Origin of the sequence: Streptomyces sp. NBC_00569 (assembly GCF_036345255.1) — a bacterium.
Classification (GTDB): domain Bacteria; phylum Actinomycetota; class Actinomycetes; order Streptomycetales; family Streptomycetaceae; genus Streptomyces.
Genome location: NZ_CP107783.1, coordinates 6,042,576 through 6,064,022, shown reverse-complemented (window position 1 = coordinate 6,064,022; position 21,447 = coordinate 6,042,576). Strand labels below are relative to the sequence as shown.

Annotated in this window: 18 protein-coding genes; 8 read left to right on the top strand and 10 right to left on the bottom strand. The window is 72.6% G+C overall.

Going from position 1 to position 21,447, the window contains the following annotated elements; all coding sequences use genetic code 11:
* Positions 1–113: 113 nt before the first annotated feature.
* The 6 genes from OHO83_RS27325 to OHO83_RS27300 all read right to left on the bottom strand — a co-directional run bounded on the left by OHO83_RS27325 (position 114) and on the right by OHO83_RS27300 (position 6,873).
* Positions 114–950, bottom strand: coding sequence for a TylF/MycF/NovP-related O-methyltransferase (locus OHO83_RS27325; protein ID WP_330279838.1), 837 nt, complete (start codon positions 948–950; stop codon positions 114–116).
* A gap of 60 nt (positions 951–1,010) precedes the next feature.
* On the bottom strand, positions 1,011–1,727 hold the full coding sequence (locus OHO83_RS27320; protein WP_266671121.1) for a methyltransferase domain-containing protein: 717 nt from the start codon (positions 1,725–1,727) through the stop codon (positions 1,011–1,013).
* A 66-nt stretch (positions 1,728–1,793) separates the two neighbouring features.
* The gene (locus OHO83_RS27315) at positions 1,794–2,933 is read right to left on the bottom strand and encodes an acyltransferase family protein (RefSeq protein ID WP_329434949.1); all 1,140 of its coding nucleotides are present in this window, start codon (positions 2,931–2,933) and stop codon (positions 1,794–1,796) included.
* A complete protein-coding gene (locus OHO83_RS27310) occupies positions 2,930–4,669 on the bottom strand; it encodes a hypothetical protein (protein WP_330279837.1) in 1,740 nt (579 codons plus the stop codon). The genes OHO83_RS27315 and OHO83_RS27310 overlap by 4 nt, the downstream gene beginning before the upstream one ends.
* Positions 4,666–6,267 (bottom strand): glycosyltransferase family 39 protein, encoded by a 1,602-nt coding sequence (locus OHO83_RS27305; RefSeq protein WP_266671124.1) that lies wholly within the window; start codon positions 6,265–6,267, stop codon positions 4,666–4,668. Before OHO83_RS27305 ends, OHO83_RS27310 begins: the two co-directional genes overlap by 4 nt.
* Positions 6,268–6,459: 192 nt before the next feature.
* On the bottom strand, positions 6,460–6,873 hold the full coding sequence (locus tag OHO83_RS27300; RefSeq protein ID WP_116512677.1) for an organic hydroperoxide resistance protein: 414 nt from the start codon (positions 6,871–6,873) through the stop codon (positions 6,460–6,462).
* A 138-nt stretch (positions 6,874–7,011) separates the two neighbouring features.
* On the opposite strand from OHO83_RS27300, the gene OHO83_RS27295 reads away from it, so the two are divergent.
* From OHO83_RS27295 to galE, 4 genes are all read left to right on the top strand, one after another.
* Positions 7,012–7,485 carry a MarR family winged helix-turn-helix transcriptional regulator gene (locus OHO83_RS27295; protein ID WP_330279836.1) on the top strand — a complete coding sequence of 158 codons (474 nt, stop codon included), beginning with the start codon at positions 7,012–7,014 and terminating at the stop codon, positions 7,483–7,485.
* A 113-nt stretch (positions 7,486–7,598) separates the two neighbouring features.
* Positions 7,599–8,837: a glycosyltransferase family 87 protein gene (locus OHO83_RS27290; RefSeq protein ID WP_330279835.1), complete on the top strand. Its 1,239-nt coding sequence runs from the start codon at positions 7,599–7,601 to the stop codon at positions 8,835–8,837.
* Positions 8,838–8,894: 57 nt separating this feature from the next.
* The gene (locus OHO83_RS27285; RefSeq protein WP_330279834.1) at positions 8,895–10,508 is read left to right on the top strand and encodes a glycosyltransferase family 2 protein; all 1,614 of its coding nucleotides are present in this window, start codon (positions 8,895–8,897) and stop codon (positions 10,506–10,508) included.
* 58 nt (positions 10,509–10,566) lie between these two features.
* Positions 10,567–11,547 (top strand): UDP-glucose 4-epimerase GalE, encoded by a 981-nt coding sequence (galE, locus tag OHO83_RS27280; protein ID WP_266671131.1) that lies wholly within the window; start codon positions 10,567–10,569, stop codon positions 11,545–11,547.
* Between the two features lie 731 nt (positions 11,548–12,278).
* Here the strand turns inward: galE and OHO83_RS27275 are convergent.
* Entirely contained in the window at positions 12,279–12,899 is a 621-nt protein-coding gene (locus OHO83_RS27275; protein WP_266671133.1) for a TetR/AcrR family transcriptional regulator, read from the bottom strand.
* A 122-nt stretch (positions 12,900–13,021) separates the two neighbouring features.
* Here OHO83_RS27275 and OHO83_RS27270 point away from each other — a divergent pair, with 122 nt between their 5' ends.
* From OHO83_RS27270 to OHO83_RS27255, 4 genes are all read left to right on the top strand, one after another.
* Positions 13,022–13,939 carry an ABC transporter permease gene (locus tag OHO83_RS27270; RefSeq protein ID WP_266671135.1) on the top strand — a complete coding sequence of 306 codons (918 nt, stop codon included), beginning with the start codon at positions 13,022–13,024 and terminating at the stop codon, positions 13,937–13,939.
* Positions 13,932–14,768, top strand: coding sequence for an ABC transporter ATP-binding protein (locus tag OHO83_RS27265; protein WP_266671136.1), 837 nt, complete (start codon positions 13,932–13,934; stop codon positions 14,766–14,768). The genes OHO83_RS27270 and OHO83_RS27265 overlap by 8 nt, the downstream gene beginning before the upstream one ends.
* 81 nt (positions 14,769–14,849) lie before the next feature.
* Positions 14,850–17,060: a bifunctional glycosyltransferase/CDP-glycerol:glycerophosphate glycerophosphotransferase gene (locus tag OHO83_RS27260; protein WP_330279833.1), complete on the top strand. Its 2,211-nt coding sequence runs from the start codon at positions 14,850–14,852 to the stop codon at positions 17,058–17,060.
* On the top strand, positions 17,057–18,748 hold the full coding sequence (locus OHO83_RS27255; RefSeq protein ID WP_266671138.1) for a glycosyltransferase family 2 protein: 1,692 nt from the start codon (positions 17,057–17,059) through the stop codon (positions 18,746–18,748). Before OHO83_RS27260 ends, OHO83_RS27255 begins: the two co-directional genes overlap by 4 nt.
* Here the strand turns inward: OHO83_RS27255 and OHO83_RS27250 are convergent.
* From OHO83_RS27250 to OHO83_RS27240, 3 genes are read right to left on the bottom strand one after another with little or no spacing between them, the layout of a single operon-like run.
* Positions 18,745–20,259 carry a hypothetical protein gene (locus OHO83_RS27250; RefSeq protein ID WP_330279832.1) on the bottom strand — a complete coding sequence of 505 codons (1,515 nt, stop codon included), beginning with the start codon at positions 20,257–20,259 and terminating at the stop codon, positions 18,745–18,747. The two genes, OHO83_RS27255 and OHO83_RS27250, sit on opposite strands and share 4 nt — an antisense overlap.
* Positions 20,243–20,713 carry a GtrA family protein gene (locus OHO83_RS27245; protein WP_330279831.1) on the bottom strand — a complete coding sequence of 157 codons (471 nt, stop codon included), beginning with the start codon at positions 20,711–20,713 and terminating at the stop codon, positions 20,243–20,245. The genes OHO83_RS27250 and OHO83_RS27245 overlap by 17 nt, the downstream gene beginning before the upstream one ends.
* Positions 20,710–21,414: a polyprenol monophosphomannose synthase gene (locus OHO83_RS27240; RefSeq protein WP_266676390.1), complete on the bottom strand. Its 705-nt coding sequence runs from the start codon at positions 21,412–21,414 to the stop codon at positions 20,710–20,712. The genes OHO83_RS27245 and OHO83_RS27240 overlap by 4 nt, the downstream gene beginning before the upstream one ends.
* Positions 21,415–21,447: the final 33 nt, after the last annotated feature.

The window sequence follows — 21,447 nt, the reverse complement described above, 5'->3', positions numbered from 1 at the left end:
GCGGATCCGGGTCACCACGCCTGAGCCATTCGGGTGATCACGCACGCGATCCCGCGCAGCGGCCGGCGGGCGGCCGCTGCGCGGGATCGGACGGGTCGGGGTGGCGGGCCGGGTCAGGGCTTGACTGCGATGCGCCCCTCGTCCATGCGCAGGAGCAGCAGCCGCTCGCCGGTCTTCTCCAGGAATTCGTCGACGGCCTGGCGGGAGCCCTGCCAGTAGCCGTAGTCGTCGATGAGGAGGACGCCGCCGGGCACCAACCGGTCGTAGAGATGGTCGAGTTCGTGCTTGGTGGAGGCGTACCAGTCGGTGTCGAGGCGCAGGATCGAGATCTGTTCCGGCGCCTGCCCGGGGACGGTGTCCTCGACCTTGCCCCGCACGAAGTGGAGGCGGTCCTCGGGGTACGGCACGGCCCGGAAGCCGGACTTGACGTCGTCGAGGGTGGCGACGGCCCAGATCGGGCGGTCCTTGCCCTGGACGGCGAGCAGTTCCTCGGCGGACTTCCCGTCGCGCCTGAGGTCCTCCTCGGTGGGCGGCGTCATGCCCTCGTACGTGTCGAAGAGGTAGAGGTCGCGTCCCGTGTCGCCCTGCGAGAGGAGGGCCTTGGCGCACGCCTGCATCGAACCGCCGCGCCACACACCGCACTCGACGATGTCGCCAGGGATGTCGTGCCTGACGATGTGGCGGGTGGCGAGGATGAAGGCGTTGAGCCGCTCCGGGGACGTCATCGTGTACGGCTTGACCGCGCGGATGATGTCCTTCGCCTCGTCGTCGTAGTCCTCGGGGAGGACCAGGCCCTTGGGTTTCGGCGTCTGCTTCGGCCTGGGCGCCGCGGCCGGCGGCGCAGACTCGTGCGCGCGGGCGGCCTGCCGGGGAGCGGGCACCGGTACACGGGTCAGCTGGTACCCGGTGAGCTGCTTGATGACGCCATTCACTGCTCTTCGCCATGCCATGCGCGGCACCTTACGTCCGCGTTATTCCGCATGTCACTTTTCGTCAACCAGCACTGATTTCTAACCATTTGATACACCCGCGGGCCTGGGAATCGCCGCCGGGCGGCCGCACTGCTCCCGTCCGGCGAGCGGCGCGGGCAGCGGCACCCCGTCGACACCACCGACACGGTTGGCCCACCAGCGCGTGGTCGAGCGCACGAAGGCCATGGTGAGACGTGGGTACTTGGCCGGCTTACGGAAGACGCCGACGGTGTCGCCCCAGTAGGCGTGCTTGGCGTCGATGCTGCCGTAGGCGTGCCGGATGCCTTTCATCGGCGGGAAGTCGGTGTACGCCTCGCGCAGTTCGAGACGTGTGTACGCGGCCAGGGCGCGCATCCCGTCCGGGTAGTAGCGCCAGCAGTCCTGCACGTCGTGCACATGGCCGCGCGAGGGGGCCGTGATGAACGCCGTACCCTCCGGCTTGAGGACGCGGGCGATCTCCAGCATCGACGCCCAGAAGAACGGGATGTGCTCGAAGGCCTGGCCGGAGATGAGGAAGTCGGCGCTGTTCGAGCGGACCGGGATGCGGTACGGCTTCGCCATCACCGCGTCGACGTTGCGCCCCTTCAGCACGTCGACGCCCACGTACTCGGTGTCGTACCCCTCCAGGAGCGACTTGTGTGTGCGCACCTGCCCGTCCGACACCCGCGCCCCGAGATCGACCACCCGCAGCCGCCGCCCGCGCGGCAGGTAGCTCCGGACACAGAGCTCCATCTGTTCGTACGCGGACTGGTGCATGACGCGGCCTCCATCAAGAGGGTTGGGGTGACTTGATGGCTTTTCAACGCGCGTGTCCGCGTGGGGTCACCGTGCGAGACGGCGCGGCGTGTGCCGGGACCACCACTTTCTGGCCGGTTCCTCGACGTACGTGAACAGCGCCCAGGACAGCGCGACCACGGCGACGGCGAGCCCGCACAGTGCGAACAGGGCGGAGTTGTCGGGCCGCATCGGGCCCCAGGTGTCGTGCACGTACCGGTTCAGCGTCTGGTGCAGCAGATAGAACGCGTACGACCACGCGCCGAGCAGCACCATGGGGCGCGAACAGAGCGCTCCGCGGCGCCCGGACAGCTCGCGCTGGGCGTACGCGACGATGAAGAGCGCCGAGAACACGGCGACGAACGGTCTGACCGTCCATTCCAGTTGACCCACTGTGCCCGGCGGGAGCCAGTCCGCCCGGTGGCAGTACACGGCCGTGTACGCGGCGAAGGCGGCGAGCAGTACGGCCGGGCGCAGGGCGATCCGGTGGCCGCGGCGCAGGGCGATCGCGCAGACGAGGCCGGCCGCGAACTCGGGCAGGCGGGTCACCGGGTGGCGCATGACCCATTCGCGTGCGAAGGGCGAAAGGTGCGCGGCGGCCCACCAGTTGACGGCCCACATGACGGCCAGACCGGACGCCGCGAGGAGCACGAGGGTGCGGGTGCGCAGGCGCAGGGCCGGACCGATCACCCAGGGGAACAGGAGGTAGAAGAACACCTCGACGCTGAGCGTCCAGGCCACGCCGTTGCCCGGGAACATCGGCACGACGCCGGGGAACCAGGTCTGCACGAGCAGCAGCGACGTGACGAAGCTGAACGCGTCCGTGGGCACGCCGCCCCAGAGGTAGAACACCCAGACGCACGGGATCGTGGCGGCGAGATGCGCGGGCCAGATGCGGCCGGCGCGACGCCAGTAGAAGAGGCCGCGACGCGTGCCGGGGCGGTGCCCCCAGGCCAGCAGGAACCCGGACAGCACGAAGAAGAACCCGACCCCGTTGACGCCCATGGTCGAGTACGGGAACAGGACCGGCGCCTGAGCCAGGCCGCTGCCCGGGGCGAGCCCGGTGGTGTGGTGCACGAAGACGGCGAGCGCCGCCACGAAGCGCATCCCGGTGAGCGAGTCGAGCCGCGGCGCCCGCGCCTGCGCGCCGCGGGAGCGGGTGGGCGCGGGGAGGAGGGTGGCTGTCACAGGGCGGCTCCCCGACCCGGGGTGAGCGTGGCGCCGCAGCTGCCGGTGTGGTCCTGCTGCGCGATCAGGTGGTCGAGGCGGGGTGCGGCCCAGGCGCGTACGGCCGCGATGCGGGCCGGATCGTGGACGGCGTCGGCCCGGACGAAGTCACCGCCGTTCTGCTGCCGGTACAGCGGGACGTAGCCGGCGTCCGCCAGGCGGGCGGCGGTCAGGCCGGGCTTGTTCACCCAGGCCCCGTGGACGTGCAGGAGTTCGGGGCGCTCGGCGCGCAGGACGTGGTCGCGCAGGGCACGCATGTCACCGGAGGCGTACGCGTCCGCGATGCGGCGGTCGGTCAGGCCCGCCAGGTCCAGCACCCGCAGCCGCGTGGTGAGCAGCGTGCCGCCGAGGTCGGGCAGGGCGACGGTGGCGTGCCGCAGGCCGAGGCGCTCGGCATACGTGTTGAACATCCGGCCGTAGCGTTCGGCGACGAAACACATGGAGAGCGTCGGGTGGGCCTTGAACGAGGCTTCGCGTCCGGCCCGTCCGGTGTGCGCGAGGACGAGCGCGCCGGTCAGCGCCACGACGAGGACGGCCCGGCCACGGGCACGTTCCGCCTCCCACAGCACCACGGCCGACAGCGCGGCGACGGCCGCCGCGAGAACCCACACCGGGGTCGCGAACCGGTACAGGGCCATCCAGTCCCGGCCGAGCACCCCGTACGCGAGCAGCGACAGGAGCAGCGGCACGAGCAGCGCCGCCATGGCCCGGCGCGCCGTGCCGGGCCGGGCGAGCACGGCACCGGCGCACAGCGCGCCGACCAGCGCGAAGGCCCAGCCCGCGTACGTCAACAGGTCGCCGCTCTGGGCGAGTTGGGCGAGTTCGGGGGTCTGCTGCGCCTTGGCGACCGCGGTGTTCGGCACCCACAGTCCGAAGACGGCGTGCCGCCACAGCAGGAACGCGCCGTAGGGCACGGCGACGACACCGGCGTGCAGGGCCAGCGCGTGGACGGACCGGGCCAGGTCGCGGCGGCGCGCGAAGAGGGCGAGGACGAGGGGGTAGGCGGCGGCGAGCACGGCGCCGTCGGGCCGGGTCAGCGCGGCGAGCAGGGCGATCGCGGCGGCGGCCAGGGCGGTGCGGGGCGCCGCGAGACCGCCCCGGGCGACCGCCCGCACCAGCACCGCCCCCGTCCCCGCCGCCGTCAGCCCGTACAGCGGGTTTTCCAGTCCGGAGAAGGACCAGGCCACGTAGGAGAGGTTCGTGGCGAGGGCGGCTCCCGCGAGGAGCGTCACCGCCCACGCGCGGCCGGGGGCCACGGCGCGGGCCGCCCACGCGACGCACGCGAGCGTGCCGGCCGTGCACAGCAGGGCGAGCACCTTCGGGTAGAGCACGAGGTCACTGACGCCCAGGAACGCGCCGTGATCGAAGAGGCCGAACCTGCGCCCGACGGCCATCAGGACGAGCCAGGACGGGTTCGAGTAGCCCTCCACCGGTGACGCGCCGGGCAGTTGGACCGGACCGAGACCCTCGTCGAGGCTGCGCGCGTACGCGAAGGAGACGGCGGCGTCGTCGACGATCCAGCGCCCGAGCCCGGCGGCCCTGACCGCGATCAGCGCGGTGGCGGCGAGGACGGCGGCGGGGTCGGCCCACCGGCGCAGGCGGGGCGCGGGTCCGGTGGGCGAGGTGCGGGCGGCGGGCACGAGCCGCGCCCGGTCGGTGCGGCGGTGGTCGAGGAGGGCGAGGAGCGTGGCGTTCATGGGGACTCCGGCGTCGGCTCGGTGGGTGTGACGGTCGCCGTGACGGGCCCCGCGTCCGCCACGCACGCGGGCGCGGGGCCGCCCACACGCTCGTACAGGCGCAGCAGCCCGCTGCGGCGTCTCGATTCGGTGAGGGGGGTGAAGTCCCGTTCCAGGAGCGCGAGTTTGGCGAGCTCGACGTGACTTCGGGTGTGCCAGCCGGGGCGGCCCGCCTCCGCGTCGAAGAGGACCCAGACGCGGCTCAGGCACGCCATCCGGGCGCGGAGTTCGGCGGGGCTCGTATCCACGCCGTACAGGGTTCCGGAGCGGGCGCCCGTCGACTTCAGGGCCACGTCGCGCACGCCCGCCACCGCGCGCGGATACGTCTCCGTGAGGCGCCGGCCGGTCTTCGGCACGTAGAGCAGCGCGTCTCCGGGCCGCAGATGCCGCTCCGTCATGCGCGCGACCGCCCCGAAGTCGTCCCTGCGGCTCTCGGGCGACCGCTCGCGCAACTGCGCCGGGAACTGCGCCCAGAACGCCACCGCGACCAGGGCGGCCCCGGCGGTCACCTGGACGTACGCGGGGGGCCTCACCCGTTCCGGCAGGCGCCGCAGGACCGTGTCCGCGCCGGCCGCCGCCAGCAGGGGCAGCCCGGCGAACGCGAAGAACGTGTAGCGCGGCGCGTACAGCGGCTGCCACTGCGACACGGTGAGCAGCACCGCGGGCGGCACGACGGCGAGCGGCAGCGCGACCGCGGCGAGCCCGCACGTCCCGCGGCGGACCGAGGGGGCGAGCACGGCGGCCGCGGCGAGCAGGAGCGTGGTGTTGAAGACGGCGCCGGGGTGCCCGGCGGCGAGCCGCAGCAGCGCCTCGGCGTCCTCCCAGCCCGGCCTGCGGATCCACGCCACCTGGAAGCTCTGCCCCCGCGCCTCGTCGGCGAGCGGCAGCACCAGCAGGACGGCGGCAGCGGCGGCGGCCGCCCAGCCCCGCCACAGCACAGGGGCCGCGCGGGACACGAGGAGGGTGACGGCGTGCGCGACGAGGACGAGCACGGCGAACTCGTGGAGCCACGCGGTCACCGTCACGAGCGCGGCGTACCCGGCCCAGGCGGGCCACGAAGGACGCCGTACGCAGTGGACGAACATGAGCGTCGCCGCAGCCGCGCCCGCCGCGACGATCGCGTACGAGCGGCCTTCCTGCGCGTAGTAGCCGGTGAACGGCGAGGCGGCGTAGAGGAGTCCGGCCCACAGGCCGACGCGGGGCCGGGCGAGCCGGATGCCGAGCGCGGCGACGAGGCAAGCCGCCGCGGTCGCGCCCAGCACGGAGGGCAGCCGTATCAGGTAGGCGTCCGTCTGCCCGCCGAGCACGAAGTGGATCAGCACGTAGTAGAGGCCGTGCACCGCGTCGATGTTGCCGAGGAGATGGAGGATCTGGGGCAGGGAGCGGGTGGCGACGAGTATCGTCGCGGCCTCGTCGCGCCAGATCGTGCCGCGGTCCAGCCCCCAGAGCCCGAGGCCCAGCATCACCACGCCCGGCAGCACTACCGCGGTCACGGCGGGTGCGGCGACGGGAAGGGCCCTGGGGGTGCGGCCGCGCGGACCGTCCGTAGAGATGCGCACGCACCGATCCTGTCCCAATTGATCGGATTTGTGACGCAGCCTTGCCGTCGTGGACGCGCGGAGCGAACGCCGACGGCCGGCAACCACGGGCGCTACGCGCGCCCGGGCGAGGTGCTCGCACAGGTCAACGGGGGTCCCCCCAGGGAATGTTGACACCCCGGAAGCCGGACGAGCACCCCGCGGGCAGGGCGACTACTCGACGACGAGCTCGACGTCGATGTTGCCGCGGGTCGCGTTCGAGTACGGGCAGACCTGGTGGGCCTGCTCGACCAGCTTGCGGCCGGTCTCGGCGTCGACCGTCTCCGGCAGCTCCACGCGCAGCGTCACCGCGAGCCCGAAGCCCTCGCCCTGCTTGCCGATGCCGACCTCGGCGGTCACCGCGGCGTCGCTGATGTCGACCTTCGCGGCGCGGCCGACCAGGCCGAGAGCGCTGGCGAAACAGGCGGAGTACCCGGCGGCGAAGAGCTGCTCGGGGTTGGTGCCCTGGCCGTTGCCGCCCATCTCCGTGGGGATGCCCAGCTGGAGGTCGAGGCGGCCGTCGGAGCTGACGGCGCGGCCGTCGCGGCCGTGGGTGGCGGTGGCTACGGCGGTGTAGATCGCTTCCATGAAAAACATCCTCCTGCGATGGGGTCCGCGGTGACGTCCGCGGCGGAGTAGGCGCTGCACTGACGGATATAAGTAGAGCACGCAATTCAGTTGTGTACAACTGAATGGCACACCAGAGGTCCCGGTTACCCTGGACCCATGACCACCGAGACGACCGAGACGCCCGGCGACGAGGAATTCCTGCGACTCGACCGGCAGATCTGCTTCTCCCTGAACGCCGCGTCGCGCGCGTTCGGCGGCGTCTACCGCACGCTCCTCAAGGATCTGGGCCTGACCTACCCCCAGTACCTGGTCATGCTGGTGCTCTGGGAGGACGGCGAGCTGCCCGTGAAGCGGCTCGGGGAGCGGCTGCGGCTGGACTCGGGCACGCTGTCCCCGCTGCTCAAGCGGCTGGAGGCGGCCGGCCTCGTCCAGCGGGAGCGCAGCGCGCGCGACGAGCGCTCGGTGAACGTCCGGCCGACCGGCGCGGGCACCGAACTGCGGGAGCGCGCGGCACTGGTGCCGCGCCGGATCGCGGCGGCCACGGGGTTCGACCTGGCAGAGATCGAGGACATGCGCGCCCGCCTCGACCGCCTGACCGCGGCACTGGACGGGGCGGCGCTCGACGCGTGACCGGCCGCCCGCGCGACACCCCCGCCCGGCAGAACCGTCCGCCGTCCGACACGAAAGCCTCATTTGGCTGATTATCACTACATTTGCGGCCATACGCTCGTACGCTCGCACAGGTGACGCTCGACACTCAGCCACCCGCCGCCGCAGCGCCCGTCCACGCGACCTGGGTCCACCCCGGCCCCCTCGCCCGGGCGGCGCTTCCCCTCACCTGGCTGGCCACCCGTGCCGCGATGCTCGCCCTGCTCGCCACGGACGGGCGCGCCCCGCTCGGCGTCGGAGGCGTCGCACACGAGGTGCACACGCTGTACGCCCACTGGTACGTCACCCTCGCCGGCAGTGCCTTCCCGGCCGGCGACCCGATGTGGCAGTACCCGCCGGGCGCGGGCCCCGTCCTCCTGGCGCCCGGCCTGGTCCCCGACCTCACCTACTTCCAGGCCTTCGTCGCGCTCACCCTCGCCACGGACGCCCTGGTCACGCTCGCCCTCGCCCGGACCGGCGCCCGGCCGCGGCGCAGCACGGCAGGCGCCTGGCTGTGGGTGGCCGGGCTGCCGCTCCTGCTCCACATCCCGCTGGCCCGCTACGACATCGAGGTCACCGCGCTCGCCGTGTTCGCGCTGCTGCTCATGGGGCGGTTCCCGCGCGCGAGCGGCGTCCTCGCGGCATGCGGCGCGCTGGTGAAGGTGTGGCCCGCGCTCGCCCTGCTCGGCACCCCCCGGGGACCCACGAGCCGGGAGGCGTGGACGGCGGCAGCCACGTCCGCCGCCGCGATCCTGCTGGTCCTCTCGGTCGCGTTCCGCTCACCGTTCTCGTTCCTGCGCCACCAGGGCGAGCGGGGCGTGCAGATCGAGTCGCTGGGCGGCACGGTGCTGGCCTTCGCGCGGCGGGCGGGCTGGTCGGGGCACATCCGCTACCGCTACGGGGCGATGGAGTACGTCGGCCCGCACGTCGGCGTGGTGGCCGCGGCCTCCCTCGTGCTCACCGCCGTCGCGGCGGCGCTGCTGCTGTTCTGGCGGCTACGGGCACTGAACTGGAGCCCCGCGACGCCGTACGACGCCGCGCTCTGCGCCGTCCTGCTCTTCACCGTCACCAGCCGCGTGCTCAGCCCGCAGTACCTGATCTGGCTGCTCGGGCTCGCCGCGGTCTGCCTCACTTCGCGCCACACCACCCAGCGCCCCGTCGCCCTGCTCGTCGTGGCGGCGGCCGGCCTGAGCGCGCTCGCGTACCCGGTCCTGTACCGCGACGTCGAGGCGGCCACATGGACGGGCTCCCTGCTGATGCTGGCGCGCAACGGCCTGCTCCTCGGAGCGGCCGTCCTCTCGTTCCGCGCCCTCTGGAAGGGAACCAAGGCGTAGAAATTTTACTTACCGGACAATTACGGCAAAGGCCTAGGATTTCCTTCTGTGGAAGCCATGCAGTCCCAGCCCCGGCAGTCATCGCAGCAGCGCTCACAGGTCTCGGTCGTCGTCATCGGCTACAACGACGCCGCACGGGTCACCGACGCCGTACGCTCCGCCCTCTCCCAAGGCCCCGCCGTCCGCGAGGTGATCGCCGTCGACGACTGTTCGACGGACGGCAGCGGCGAGCTCCTCCAGCGCACGGCGGAGGAGGAGCCACGCCTGAAGGTGGTGCGCCGCGCCACGAACAGCGGCGGCTGCGGCACCCCGCGCAACGACGGCATCGACCGCACCTCGGCCCCGTACGTCATGTTCCTGGACAGCGACGACGTGCTGCCGCCCGGCGCCGTCGACGCCCTGCTCGGCGCGGCACTCACCCACGGCACCGAGGTCGCCGCCGGCCTGTGCGTGCGCCGCGAGCTCCCCTCGGGCCGCGACATCCCGTGGCAGCCCGAGCTGTACGCCGAGGCCACCGTGATCCCCCGCCCGGAGCGCCGCCCCCGCCTCGTCCACGACACGCTCTGCGTCAACAAGCTCTACCGCACGGACTTCCTGCGCGCGCACGGAATCCGCTTCCCCGACGGCCGCTTCGTCTACGAGGACTTCGTCTTCACCGCGCGCGTGCTCGCCGCCGGACCACGCATCGCACTCGTCCCCGACACGGTCTACATCTGGAACGTGCGCCGCGACGCCGACCGCCTGTCGCTCTCCCTCGACCGGAACGGACTCGACAACTGGCTCGCCCGCATCGAGGCGCACCGCCAGTCCGTCGACATCCTCCTGACCGCCTCGTACAAGCGCCTCGCCCGCGCGGCCCGCACCCGGTTCCTCGACCACAGCCTGCGCATGTACGCCCGCGAGCTCGACCTGCGCAGCCCCGAGTACCGCGCCGAGTGGTGGGACCGCACCCGCGCCTACCTCGCCACGTTCGACACGGCCGACATCGACGCGGCGCCCGCCCCCGGCCGCGTCGTCGCCCGCGTGATCCTCGCCTCCGACCACCCGCGCGACCTGCCCCGCCTCAAAGAGGTCGCGGCCCGCCCCGCCCGCCTGCGCCCGCCCTACGCACGCGGCGCCGACGGCACGCCCATCTGGTCCGACGACCTCCCCCAGGTGACCCTGGAGCACCTCCTCGTACGCCCCATGGGCCTGCTCCCCATCGCCATAGAGGCGGAACTGCGGCCACGCGCGCGTGGCTCACGGCTGCGGCTGCGCCTGCACGACCTGTACGGACGCGTCGCCGAGGCGGGCCCCGCCACCGTCGACATCGAGGTCATCGACCGCCTGCGCCACCGCCCCGCCAGACGCCGCACGGTGACCTTCGTGCCCGGGACCCACGCCGGGACCTGGGAGGCCGAGGCGTCCCTCGACCTGTCCGCGCTCGCCGCCGGCACCTGGGACCTGCGCCTCCACGTGAACTTCGCCGACGGCACCAGCCGCGACGCCAGCGCCCACGCCGCCACCGGCCGCGGCCTCCTGCGCCGCACCGCCCTGCCGAGCCTGCGCCACGGGATGCTGCTCGCCCATCCGTACGCGACCCACTCCGGCGCCCTCGCCGTACGCCTCGCGCCCGGCGTACGCGGAGCCCTGGCCGTGGCACGCGGCCGCCTCAACCGCCTGGTTCACTAGAACGCCGACCGCACGCGCAGGACGAGACACGACACGACCGAGGGGACCCTGGACCGACATGACCTGGCTGATCACCGGCGGTGCCGGATACATCGGGGCGCACGTCGTCCGCGCCATGCAGGAGGCGGGCGAGCGGACCGTGGTCTACGACGACCTGTCCACCGGCATCGCCGGGCGCGTCCCGGACGGCGTACCCCTGGTCGTCGCCTCGACCCTGGACGCCGACGCCGTGGCGCGCACCATCGCCGGGCACGGCATCACCGGCGTCGTCCACCTCGCCGCGAAGAAGCAGGTCGCCGAGTCGGTGGAGCTGCCGCTCCACTACTACCGCGAGAACATCGAGGGCCTGCGCGTCCTCCTGGAGGCGGTCACCGCGAGCGGCGTCCCGTCGTTCGTCTTCTCCTCCTCCGCCGCCGTGTACGGCATGCCCGACGTCGACCTCGTCACCGAGGACACCCCGTGCCTGCCGATGAGCCCCTACGGCGAGACGAAACTCGCCGGCGAGTGGCTGGTCCGCGCGACGGGCCGGGCCCACCGCCTGGCCACGGCCTCCCTGCGCTACTTCAACGTGGCGGGCGCCGCCACCCCCGAACTGGCCGACACCGGCGTCTTCAACCTCGTACCGATGGTCTTCGAGAAGCTCACCGACGGCGAGGCCCCACGGATCTTCGGCGCGGACTACCCGACACCCGACGGGACCTGCGTACGCGACTACATCCACGTCGCCGATCTCGCCGAGGCCCACGTGGCCGCCGCCCGCCGCCTCTCCGCCGCCGCCCCCGGAACGGATTTCACCCTCAACATCGGCCGCGGCGAAGGCGTCTCGGTCCTGGAGATGGTCGAGCTGATCAACGCGACGACCGGCCACGGCACCGACCCCGTCGTCACCCCGCGCCGCCCCGGCGACCCGGCCCGCGTCGTCGCCTCCGCGGACCGCGTCGCGACGGAACTCGGCTGGACGGCGAAGCGCGACGTACGCGACATGGTCGAGTCGGCGTGGCAGGGCTGGGTCCGGGTCCACGGAACCGCCGTGAGGTGAGTCCCCGCTCGGCGCGGTCCTACGCGCAACGGCTCCCCTGGGGGGCCGACCGGTCCGGAACCGGCACCGTCCACCCCGCTGCAAGCGAGCCCGGCGTGGCAGTCGCCACCGTCTTCGACCCTCCCGGAGCGTCCAGGCTCCGAAGCCTCCGTCCCGGCCCCACGCGCTGGTTCCGTCCGGGGCCAACGCGCTGGTGCCGTCCGGGGGCCAACGCGCTGACGCTGTGACCGAGCCCCACGCCCGGGTTCCGCCGGGGCCAACGCGGTGGTGCTGTGACCGAGCCCCACACCCGGGTTCCGCCCGGGGCCTACACGCTGATGCTGTGACCGAGCCCCACAGGCTGGTTCCAGCCGGGGGCCTACACGCTGGTTCCGTCCGGGCCCCGCGCGCCGGGGCCAACGCGCTGACGCTGTGACCGGGCCCCACGCCCGGGTTCCGCCCGGGGCGCGGCGGGTGAGCTGGTCCTGGCCTTGTACGGCCGCATTCCGCTGGACTCCCTGAAGCTCGAAGGCGACCGGGGCCCCAGGCCGGCTCGCGGGCGCAGGCGGTGGCTTGAGGCCCGAACCGAGGCCGACTGTGACCACGTCCGCCGGCCAACCCCTCGCGCGAGGGCCGTCCGCGACTCCAAGAACCCCGGTGGCCCCCGCCTCCCCCACCACCTGGTCGGCATTCGTCGCTTACGGAGCCCGGCGCCAGAGGCACCCACGAGATCCAACAGCCCCAAGCGGCAGCTACAGCGCCCTCAACCCCGCCGCCGTAGCCGATGCCAGTTTCCCCAGGTATCCCTTGGGCAGCGGCGTGCGCACCACCACGGCGCGCCAGTAGAGCGGGCCCGAGATCAGGTCGAGGGCGAGGTCCTCGTCGAGGTCCGCCCTGACCTCCCCGCGTGCGGCGGCGCTGCGCACGATGCCGTTCGCCACCCCGTGCTGGCCTTCGCGCAGCGCCTTCTGCATGGCCTCCGCGATATCCGGGTTGCGGGCCGCCTCGGCCTGGAGGTCGGGGATGATCTGGCCCGCGACGGGGTGCTTAAGGGCCCGGGACGTGACCTCGTAGAGGAGGCGCAGGTCGCCCTCCAGGGAACCCGTGTCCGGGGCCGGCAGTCCCTGTACCGCTATGGCGGAGACCAGGTCCAGGACCAGGTGCAGTTTGGAGCGCCAGCGGCGGTAGACGGCGGTTTTGCCGACGCCCGCGCGGCGCGCGATCCCCTCGATGGACATACGGGCGTAGCCCACGGCGGCGAGTTCTTCGAAGACGGCGGAGCGGATGGCTTCCGTCACATCCTCGCGGAGCACTGCTGCGCCTGCGGGAGCTCTTCGACGTGGCGTCGGCTTGGCGGAGTCGGCGTTGGTCATCCGTACAGCATAGGGCGGCACGACGAAACGGTTGCGTTCCGACGTAACGACGCCCTACGCTCACGTCACGACGATACGGACCCGTTCCGACGTCTCCGACCCCTTGAGCGAAAGCAGCGGATGTGAGTCAGGCAGTCGACACACCTCCCCCGCCGGCGGCCACCGCGCCGGTGGAAGATCCCGCGGAGCTGGCCGCGCGGTACGGCCTCTCGGTCAGCGGTGCGCGGCCGACCCTCGCGGCGTACGTGGGCCGGCTGTGGCAGCGGCGCCACTTCATCACCGCGTTCGCGACGGCCAAGCTCACGGCGCAGTACAGTCAGGCGAAGCTGGGCCAGGTGTGGCAGGTGGCGACCCCGCTCCTGAACGCGGCGGTCTACTACTTCATCTTCGGCGTGCTGATGAACACGAAGCACAACGTGCCGGACTATGTGCCGTTCCTGGTCACCGGCGTGTTCGTGTGGACGTTCACACAGAGCTCGATCATGGCGGGCACCCGCGCGATCTCCGGCAACCTCGGCCTCGTGCGGGCGCTGCACTTCCCCCGCGCCGCGCTGCCGGTGTCGTTCGCCCTCCAGCAGCTCCAGCAGCTGCTGTTCTCGATGTGCGCGCTGGTGGTGATCCTGCTCTGCTTCGGCGTTCCGCCGGCCCTCTCCTGGTTCCTGGTCCTGCCGGTTCTGCTGCTCCAGTTCGTCTTCAACACCGGCGTGGCCCTCGTCATGGCGCGGATGGGCGCGCGGACGCCTGACATCGCGCAGCTGATGCCGTTCCTGCTGCGTACGTGGATGTACACGTCCGGCGTGATGTGGAGCATCGACAAGGTGCTCAAGAACCAGCACCTGCCGCACGTCGTGCACCTGCTGCTGTCCGCGAACCCGGCCGCCGTCTACATCGACCTGATGCGTTTCGCCCTGATCGACAGCTTCCACCACAGCCAGCTGCCGCCCCACGTGTGGGCGATCGCGGCCGGGTGGGCGCTGCTCGCGGGCGTCGGCGGGTTCATCTACTTCTGGAAGGCAGAGGAGACGTACGGCCGTGGCTGACACCTTCGGGGAGCGGATCCCCACCGTCATCGTCGACAACGTCGACATCGTGTACCGCGTGAACGGCACCGGGGCGGGACGCGGCACCGCGACCGCCGCGCTCGGCCGCATCATCGGCGGCCGGAAGAAGGCCGAGGCCCGGGCCGGTGTGCGCAAGGTGCACGCGGTGAAGAAGGTCTCGTTCACCGCGTACAAGGGCGAGGCGATCGGCCTGATCGGCACGAACGGGTCGGGCAAGTCGACACTGCTCAAGGCGATCGCGGGGCTGCTGCCGACGGAGAACGGCCGGATCTTCACGCATGGCCAGCCCTCGCTGCTCGGCGTGAACGCGGCGCTGATGAACGACCTCACGGGCGAGCGCAACGTCCATCTCGGCGGCCTCGCCATGGGCATGAGCCGCGAGGAGGTACGCGAGCGCTACGAGGACATCGTCGGCTTCTCCGGCATCAACGAGAAGGGCGACTTCATCACGCTGCCCATGCGGACGTACTCCTCGGGCATGGCCGCCCGGCTCCGGTTCTCCATCGCCGCCGCCAAGGACCATGACGTGCTGCTGATCGACGAGGCCCTGGCCACCGGCGACCGGTCCTTCCAGAAGCGCTCGGAGTCCCGGATCCGTGAGCTGCGCAAGGAGGCCGGCTCGGTCTTCCTCGTCAGTCACAACAACAAGTCGATCCGCGACACCTGCGACCGGGTCCTGTGGCTGGAGCGCGGCGAGCTGCGCATGGACGGGCCGACGGACGAGGTCCTCAAGGCGTACGAGGCGTTCACCAATCCGGGCGGTGGCAAAACGGAACCCGGGAAGGCCAGGGTCGCGGTCTCCGCCTGAGGCCGATTGGACCCACTCCCCTTATCCCTTTTATCCGATTGGTGACACTATGGTGCGCCAGGAGAGGAAGGGACGGCGACCGTGCAGGAACTCAGCGTCATCGTGTACGGCCGGGACGTGCAGGGGCATCTCGCCGACTGTCTGGACAGCGTGACCGGCCAGCTGCCCGAGGGGGCGGAGCTCGTCGTCGCCGCCGTGGACGATCCGGCGCCGACCGCCGACGTGCCGGGCCGCGTCACCGTTCTGGCCCTGCCCGGCGCCCTCTCCGACGAGGAGGCCCGCGCGGCCGGCGGTGAGCGGGCCTCGGGCGAGTGGCTGCTGTTCGTGCACGCCAAGGACCGGGTGCCCCCCGACGCGCTGCGGGCGCTGCGGGACCGGGTCGAGGGCCTCCCGGACGGCGCCGAGCGCGTGGATGTCGTACTCGCCGACCAGGTCCACTCGACCTGGCACGCCTCCGGCATCCCGGGCCCCGACGCCCGTCTGCTGGCCAGGGCGGGCGACCGCGATCTGGCCCTCGCGGACTGCCCCGACCTCCTGCGGGTCACCCCACTGCTCGGCAACCGCGCCCTGCGCGCCGCGTTCTGGCGGGACCACCGCGACCAACTGGCCGCCACCGACGAGCGCTTCGCGGCGCGCGCCGCCCTCGTCCTCGCCGGCCGCGTCACCGCTCTGCAGCAGGTGGTGCTCGACGAGCGCAGGCTGCGCGCCGCGAGCCTGCCGCCGCTCACCCCGGAGGAGTACTACGCGCCCGTCGGCGAGTACGAGGACCTCCAGCGGCTGATGGCCGGCCGCGGCACACCGACCGGTCCCCGCGCGGTGCTGTACGACGTGATGGCGACCGAGTGCATGCGGATCGTGGCCCGCGCCGCAATGCCGGAGCCGGTGGGCCGCGAGTTCTTCCGCCGGGCCTCCCGCGCGGCCGTCGCATGGCGGCCGGAGGGCTACCGCAGACCCGCGGGGCTCGAAGGCATCCGGCGCCGGCTGCTCGAAGAGGACGCGTACTCCCGTTACCGCGCCTTCCAGAGCATCAACCACAAGCGGCGCGGCCTGAAGTCCGCGGTCCGGCAGCGCAAGCGGCGGATCGGCGCGAAGGTCCGCGACCACCGCTACCGGCGGGAACTGCGCCGGCCCGTGGACCCGTACCTGGCGGTGTTCTCCGCGTACTGGGACCGGGGGATGGCCTGCAATCCGGCCGCGATCGCCGCGAAGGTCACCGAACTCGCCCCGCGCGTCCACCAGGTGTGGGTCGTCTCGGCGGCCCACGCGCCGCTCCTGCCGCCCGGCACCGACCACGTCGTGCCCGGCTCCCGCCGCTACTGGGAGGTGATGGCCCGCGCCGCGTACCTCGTCAACAACGTCAACTTCCCCAACGCCGTGGTCAAGCGCCCCGAAGCCGTCCACGTCATGACCCACCACGGCACGCCCCTCAAGCGCATGGGCCTCGACCAGATCGAGTACCCGACGGCGTCCAAGGGCCTCAACTTCCGCCACCTCCTGGCCCGCGTCGACAAGTGGGACTACAGCGTCACGTCGAACAGCCACTCCACCCGGACGTGGGAGCGCGCCTATCCCGCGCACTACGTCCCGCTGGAGTACGGCTATCCGCGCAACGACGTCTTCTACCGCGCGACGGCCGCCGACATCCGGGCCGTTCGCGACCGCCTCGGCATCGCGCCGGGCCGGCGAGCCGTCCTGTACGCGCCCACCCACCGCGACTACGAGGCCTCCTGGACCCCTCGCCTCGACCTGGCCACGCTCGCCGAGCGCCTGGGCGACGACACCGTGCTCCTGGTACGCGGCCACTACTTCTACGGCGGGGCGGCCTCACCGCTCGCGGAGCTGCGCCGCAGCGGCCGGGTCATCGACGTCTCCACGTACGACCCGGTCGAGGACCTCTGCCTCGCCGCGGACGTCCTGGTCACGGACTACTCGTCGATCATGTTCGACTACGCCAATCTGGACCGGCCGATCGTGGTCTACGCGGACGACTGGGAGATGTACGCGAAGACCCGCGGGGTCTACTTCGACCTGATCGCCGAGGCGCCCGGGCCGGTCGCCCGTACGCAGGACGAGCTGACGGAGATCCTCACGGCGGGCGCGTGGCGCGACGAGGCGTCGGGGAAGGCGCGGGCCGCGTTCCGGCGCCGGTTCTGCGAGTTCGACGACGGCCACGCCGCCGAGCGGGTCGTGCGCCGGGTCTTCCTCGGCGAGAGCGACGCGTCGCTGCCCCCGGTGATCCCCGTCGACGAGCGCATCCCCGCGCCCACCCCCGAGGAGGCGGCCCGCCGATGACCACGCCCACGAAGACGATCACCCCCGACGTCACGGTCACCGTCATCGTCTACAACGACGCCGGGCGGCTGCCGCGCGCCGTCGCCTCGGTCCTGGACCAGACGCACGGCAACATCGAGGTCGTCATCAGCGACGACCACTCGACGGACGCCACCCCCGAGGTGGCGCGCCGTCTCGCCGCCTCGGACCCGCGCGTGCGCTACCTGCGCCTGCCGGAGAACAGCGGCGGGTGCAGCGCGCCCCGCAACCGCGCGCTCGACATCGCCCGCGCCCCGTATCTGATGTTCCTCGACAGCGACGACGAACTCCCCCCGGAGTCGGTGGGGTTGCTGCTCGCGGCGCATCGCGAGCGGGAGATCGACTTCGCGATGGGCGCGGTCGAGCGGGTCCGCGTCGACACGGGCCGCACGTCGACGTGGATGCCGCACCTGGTCGCGGAGCGCCGCACCGTCGAGGGGATCGACGCCGAACCCGGCCTGTTCTTCGAGCACTTGTCGACGAGCAAGATGTACAAGCGGGAGTTCCTCGACCGCAACGCGCTGCGTTTCCCCGAGGGCATCCACTACGAGGATCAGCTGTTCTCCGCGCAGGCGTACTGCCTCGCGAAGTCGTTCACCGTCATCCCCGAGCCGGTCTACCGCTGGTACATCGCGCCGTTCGTCGCCGCGGACGACGCGTCGATCTCCAACCAGCGGCACAAGCTGAGCAACGTCCGCGACCGCGTCCACGTGCAGGAGCTCATCGACGAGTTCCTCGCGGCGGGCGGCCACGCGGGGGTGCGCGAGGACAAGGACTACAAGTTCCTCAAGCACGACTTCCGGATGTACGCGGGCGACCTGCCCTCCCGGGACGACGCGTGGCTGGCCGGGTTCGCCGAGATCGTGAACCCGTATCTGGCGACGCTGTCCCCGAACGCGTACGCCCGGCTGCCGCGCCCGGAGCGGGTCGTCCTGCAGCTGGTGCGCGACGGGCGCCTCGCCGACGCCCGGCTCGCCGCGCGCGGGCTCGGTCACGCGGTGGCCCCGCGCGAGACGGCCACGGACGCGTCCGGCGCCGTGTACTGGGGGTCAGTGGTCCCGTCGTCGGACCAGGCCCGCACCGAACTCGACCTGTCCGACCAGGAGTTGTACTCGCGTCCGTTCCCCGGCGCCCAGTTCCGCCACGAGATCACGGCCATCGAGCGCGGCCCCGGCGCCACCGTCGACCTGTCGGTCCGCACGTACGACCCGGGTCTGCGTCTCGCCGTCGGGCCGCACGTCGCCTCGCTGGTCGTGGCGCCGGGACGACAGCGCATGACGACACGGCTGCGGCTCGACCCGGTGCGGCCCGGCGTCTTCGAGGGCCGGGTGCGGCTCGACCTTGCGGCGGCCCCGCTCCCCGTGCACGGCTTCGACGGCGTACGGCATCCGATGCTCCAGCTCCAGGAACGAAGCCTGCGCAACACGGCGGTCCTGCTCGCGCCGCTGGACTTTCCCACGCTCACCGCCCGCGTCGGCTACCACTCCGGGGCGGCCCCGCACCGGGTGACGCTGGAGCCGGAGGGGCGGGGCGCGGGACGCCTCCAGATCCGCTGGCAGCCGGCGGGGCTCACGGCCCGGGTGACGCACCCGGTGGCGCGCAGGCTGTCCACGGTGTCGGACGGGCGGGTACGGAACGCGGTACGCCTGGTGAAGAGCGCGCTGCGTTAGCCCGCGTCGCCGACGACCTCGTAGAGGGTCTGGCCTCCCGGGCCCGTCGTGACCTTGTGCAGGGCCGGGTCGGTGGCGGCGAGGCCGGCGTCGTCGCGGTGGCTCACGATCCACCGCACCTCGTAGCGGCGCAGGACGTCGAGGCGTTCGGCCCGCGTGGTGCCGGGTGCGAAGTAGGCGTCCACGGCGCGGACGCGGGCCGTCTCGTCGGGCAGGAAGAAGTCCGGGTAGCCGGGGGCGACGGTGTAGGGCCCGTAGCCGGGGATCTGCCGCGCCGGGAACATCGTGGCGAGGACCACGTCCCCGTACTTCGCCCAGGGCATCACCCACTGGTAGCCGCGCCACGGCGGGTTGTAGCGGTCGGCGATCGGCGGGGGCAGGACGTCGCGCGGCAGGACGTAGCCGAGTGTGCCGGACTGGGTCCACGCGCCCGCGAGGAGCGCCGCGCCGAGCACCGCGGCGAACGCCGTGCGTACCGCCCTGCGCCCCGCCCCGAACACCTCGAGGCCAGCCGCGACCTGCGCGGGGATCACGGCAGCCGGCAGGATCCGGCCCCACGAGTAGTGGCCGCTCACCCCGCCCGCCACGAACATCAGCGCCCCGAGCACGAAGAAGACCACCAGCGGATCGCGGCGGTCCCTGCGCCCGCGCAGGGCGAGGGCGAACACGCCGGGCAGCAGGAGCCAGTACCGGCCGAGCAGGTTCCCGTACAGGGCCTGGTGGATCTCCTCCAGGCCCTGCGCGTGGAAGAGCGAGAAGAACGAGTAGTACGGCCACGCGGCGAGCAGGACCGCACCGACGGCGAGCCCGGCCGCGAGCCGTGCCCACACCGCGCGTACCGGCCAGGGCCGCGCCCCGGCCACCATCGCCAGCGCGCCGAACGACGCGACGACGCCCGTGAACTGATGGCTCAGCAGGATCACGGACCAGAGCAGGCCGAGGCCGAGGAACACGGGCAGGCCCGAACCGCGTGCGAGCGCCCCGCGCAGCAGCGCCCAGAGGTGGAAGGACACCCCGAGCGCGAATGTGCTGGGGTAGGAGACGGTCAGGGCAAGGGAGTTGAGGCCGAGGAACCCGCTCCAGTTGAATTGGCTCGTGCCCCACAGGAGGAGCAGGCACAGGAGGACGAGCACGGTGACCGCCGTGCGCCGGGCGCGGCCCATGGACGCGTCGGTGAAGGTGGCGGTGAACCGCCACACTCCGGTCACGAGCAGCGTCAGCGAGATCAGCGCGGCGATGCGCAGGACGGTGAAGGTGCCGAGGCCGGTGACGTCGGCGAGGACACCGAGGAACACCGTCCACGGCGAGTAGTACGGGCTCGGCGTCTTCTCGTCGACCAGCGGGTTGCCCGGGGCGAGGAGATCGTGGCGCAGGCGCTCGACGGTGGCCGCGTGGATGCCGAGGTCGCCCGCCCATGGGAGCCGAACGGCGACTGCCACGAGCAGGGCGAGGAGCAGCAGGAGGACCAGCGGGGCGGCGGCCCTGAGGGCCGCGTTACTCGCGGCGCGCATCGTGCTGGAAGACCCACGTCCGGTAGACGAGGAAGCGGAACGCCGAGGCCAGGACGATGGACAGCGCCTTGGCGACGTTCGACGCGAGCGGTCCGGTCATCGAGGCGCCGTGGTACCCGGCGTAGAACAGGACGCTCTCCATGAGGACGCCGAGCGCGCTGAAGCCGAAGAACAGCGCGATCTGGCGGCGGGTGCGGGAGGCACGGTCCCGGTAGGCGAAGAAGCGGAAGCCCAGGTAGTTGGTGCCCATGGCGACACAGCTGGCCAGGACCGTCGCCGTCATCGGGGCCCGGCCGATGCCGTGCAGCAGGAGGTTGAAGACGAGGAAGTTGACGGCGACGCCGCTGCCGCCGACGACGCCGAACTTGGCGACCTCCATGGACAGGCGGCGCACGCGGACCCGGACGGGTGCGACGGCGGGCGGCGCCTCACGCACCGCGGTCGGGACCGTCATCGGCGCGCCCTCGCCCGCAGCTTCCACGGCATGGTGACCGATTCGAGCTGCACCATCAGGTTCATCTTGGACTCGCCCACCGTGCGGTCCTCGAAGTGGATGGGGACCTCCATGACGCCGAAGCCGCGGCGCACCGCCCGGTACTTCATCTCGACCTGGAAGCTGTAGCCCGCGCTGTCCACGGACGCCAGGTCGATGGCGCGCAGGGCGTCCTCGCGCCACAGGTTGAAGCCGCCGGTGATGTCGCGGACGCGGGTGCCGAGGATGGTGCCCGCGTAGGCGTTGGCCCAGCGGGACAGGAGCCTGCGGTGCGCGCCCCACGCGTCGGAGAGCGTGCCGCCCTGGACGTAGCGGCTGCCGATGGTGACGGCGGCGCCGGTGGAGAGGGCGGTGCCGAGGAGCGCGGGGACCTTGTCGGCGGGGTGGCTCCCGTCGGCGTCCATCTGGAGGACGTAGCGCGCCCCGTCGGCGACGGCCCGTGCCATGCCGTCCGCGTAGGCCCGGCCGAGGCCCTCCTTCCCGGCTCGGTGCAGGACGCTCATCCGGTCACGCCCGTGCCGTTCGGCGTACCGCTCGGCGATGTCGCCGGTGCCGTCGGGGCTGGAGTCGTCGACGACGAGGAGGCGCAGGCCCGGGAGCGGGAGCGCCATGAGGGCGTCGGCCATGCCGGGCAGGTTGCCCGCCTCGTTGTACGTCGGCATGACGACGGTGAGAGGCGTGCGGGCCCAGTCGTC

Excerpts from the sequence above, each read along its gene's own strand:
- OHO83_RS27325 (WP_330279838.1), bottom strand. The coding sequence starts at position 950 with ATGGCATGGCGAAGAGCAGTGAATGGCGTCATCAAGCAGCTCACCGGG.
- OHO83_RS27320 (WP_266671121.1), bottom strand. The coding sequence starts at position 1,727 with ATGCACCAGTCCGCGTACGAACAGATGGAGCTCTGTGTCCGGAGCTAC.
- OHO83_RS27310 (WP_330279837.1), bottom strand. The coding sequence starts at position 4,669 with ATGAACGCCACGCTCCTCGCCCTCCTCGACCACCGCCGCACCGACCGG.
- OHO83_RS27300 (WP_116512677.1), bottom strand. The coding sequence starts at position 6,873 with ATGGAAGCGATCTACACCGCCGTAGCCACCGCCACCCACGGCCGCGAC.
- OHO83_RS27295 (WP_330279836.1), top strand. The coding sequence starts at position 7,012 with ATGACCACCGAGACGACCGAGACGCCCGGCGACGAGGAATTCCTGCGA.
- OHO83_RS27285 (WP_330279834.1), top strand. The coding sequence starts at position 8,895 with ATGCAGTCCCAGCCCCGGCAGTCATCGCAGCAGCGCTCACAGGTCTCG.
- galE (WP_266671131.1), top strand. The coding sequence starts at position 10,567 with ATGACCTGGCTGATCACCGGCGGTGCCGGATACATCGGGGCGCACGTC.
- OHO83_RS27275 (WP_266671133.1), bottom strand. The coding sequence starts at position 12,899 with ATGACCAACGCCGACTCCGCCAAGCCGACGCCACGTCGAAGAGCTCCC.
- OHO83_RS27255 (WP_266671138.1), top strand. The coding sequence starts at position 17,057 with ATGACCACGCCCACGAAGACGATCACCCCCGACGTCACGGTCACCGTC.
- OHO83_RS27250 (WP_330279832.1), bottom strand. The coding sequence starts at position 20,259 with ATGCGCGCCGCGAGTAACGCGGCCCTCAGGGCCGCCGCCCCGCTGGTC.
- OHO83_RS27245 (WP_330279831.1), bottom strand. The coding sequence starts at position 20,713 with ATGACGGTCCCGACCGCGGTGCGTGAGGCGCCGCCCGCCGTCGCACCC.
- OHO83_RS27240 (WP_266676390.1), bottom strand. The coding sequence starts at position 21,414 with ATGCCGACGTACAACGAGGCGGGCAACCTGCCCGGCATGGCCGACGCC.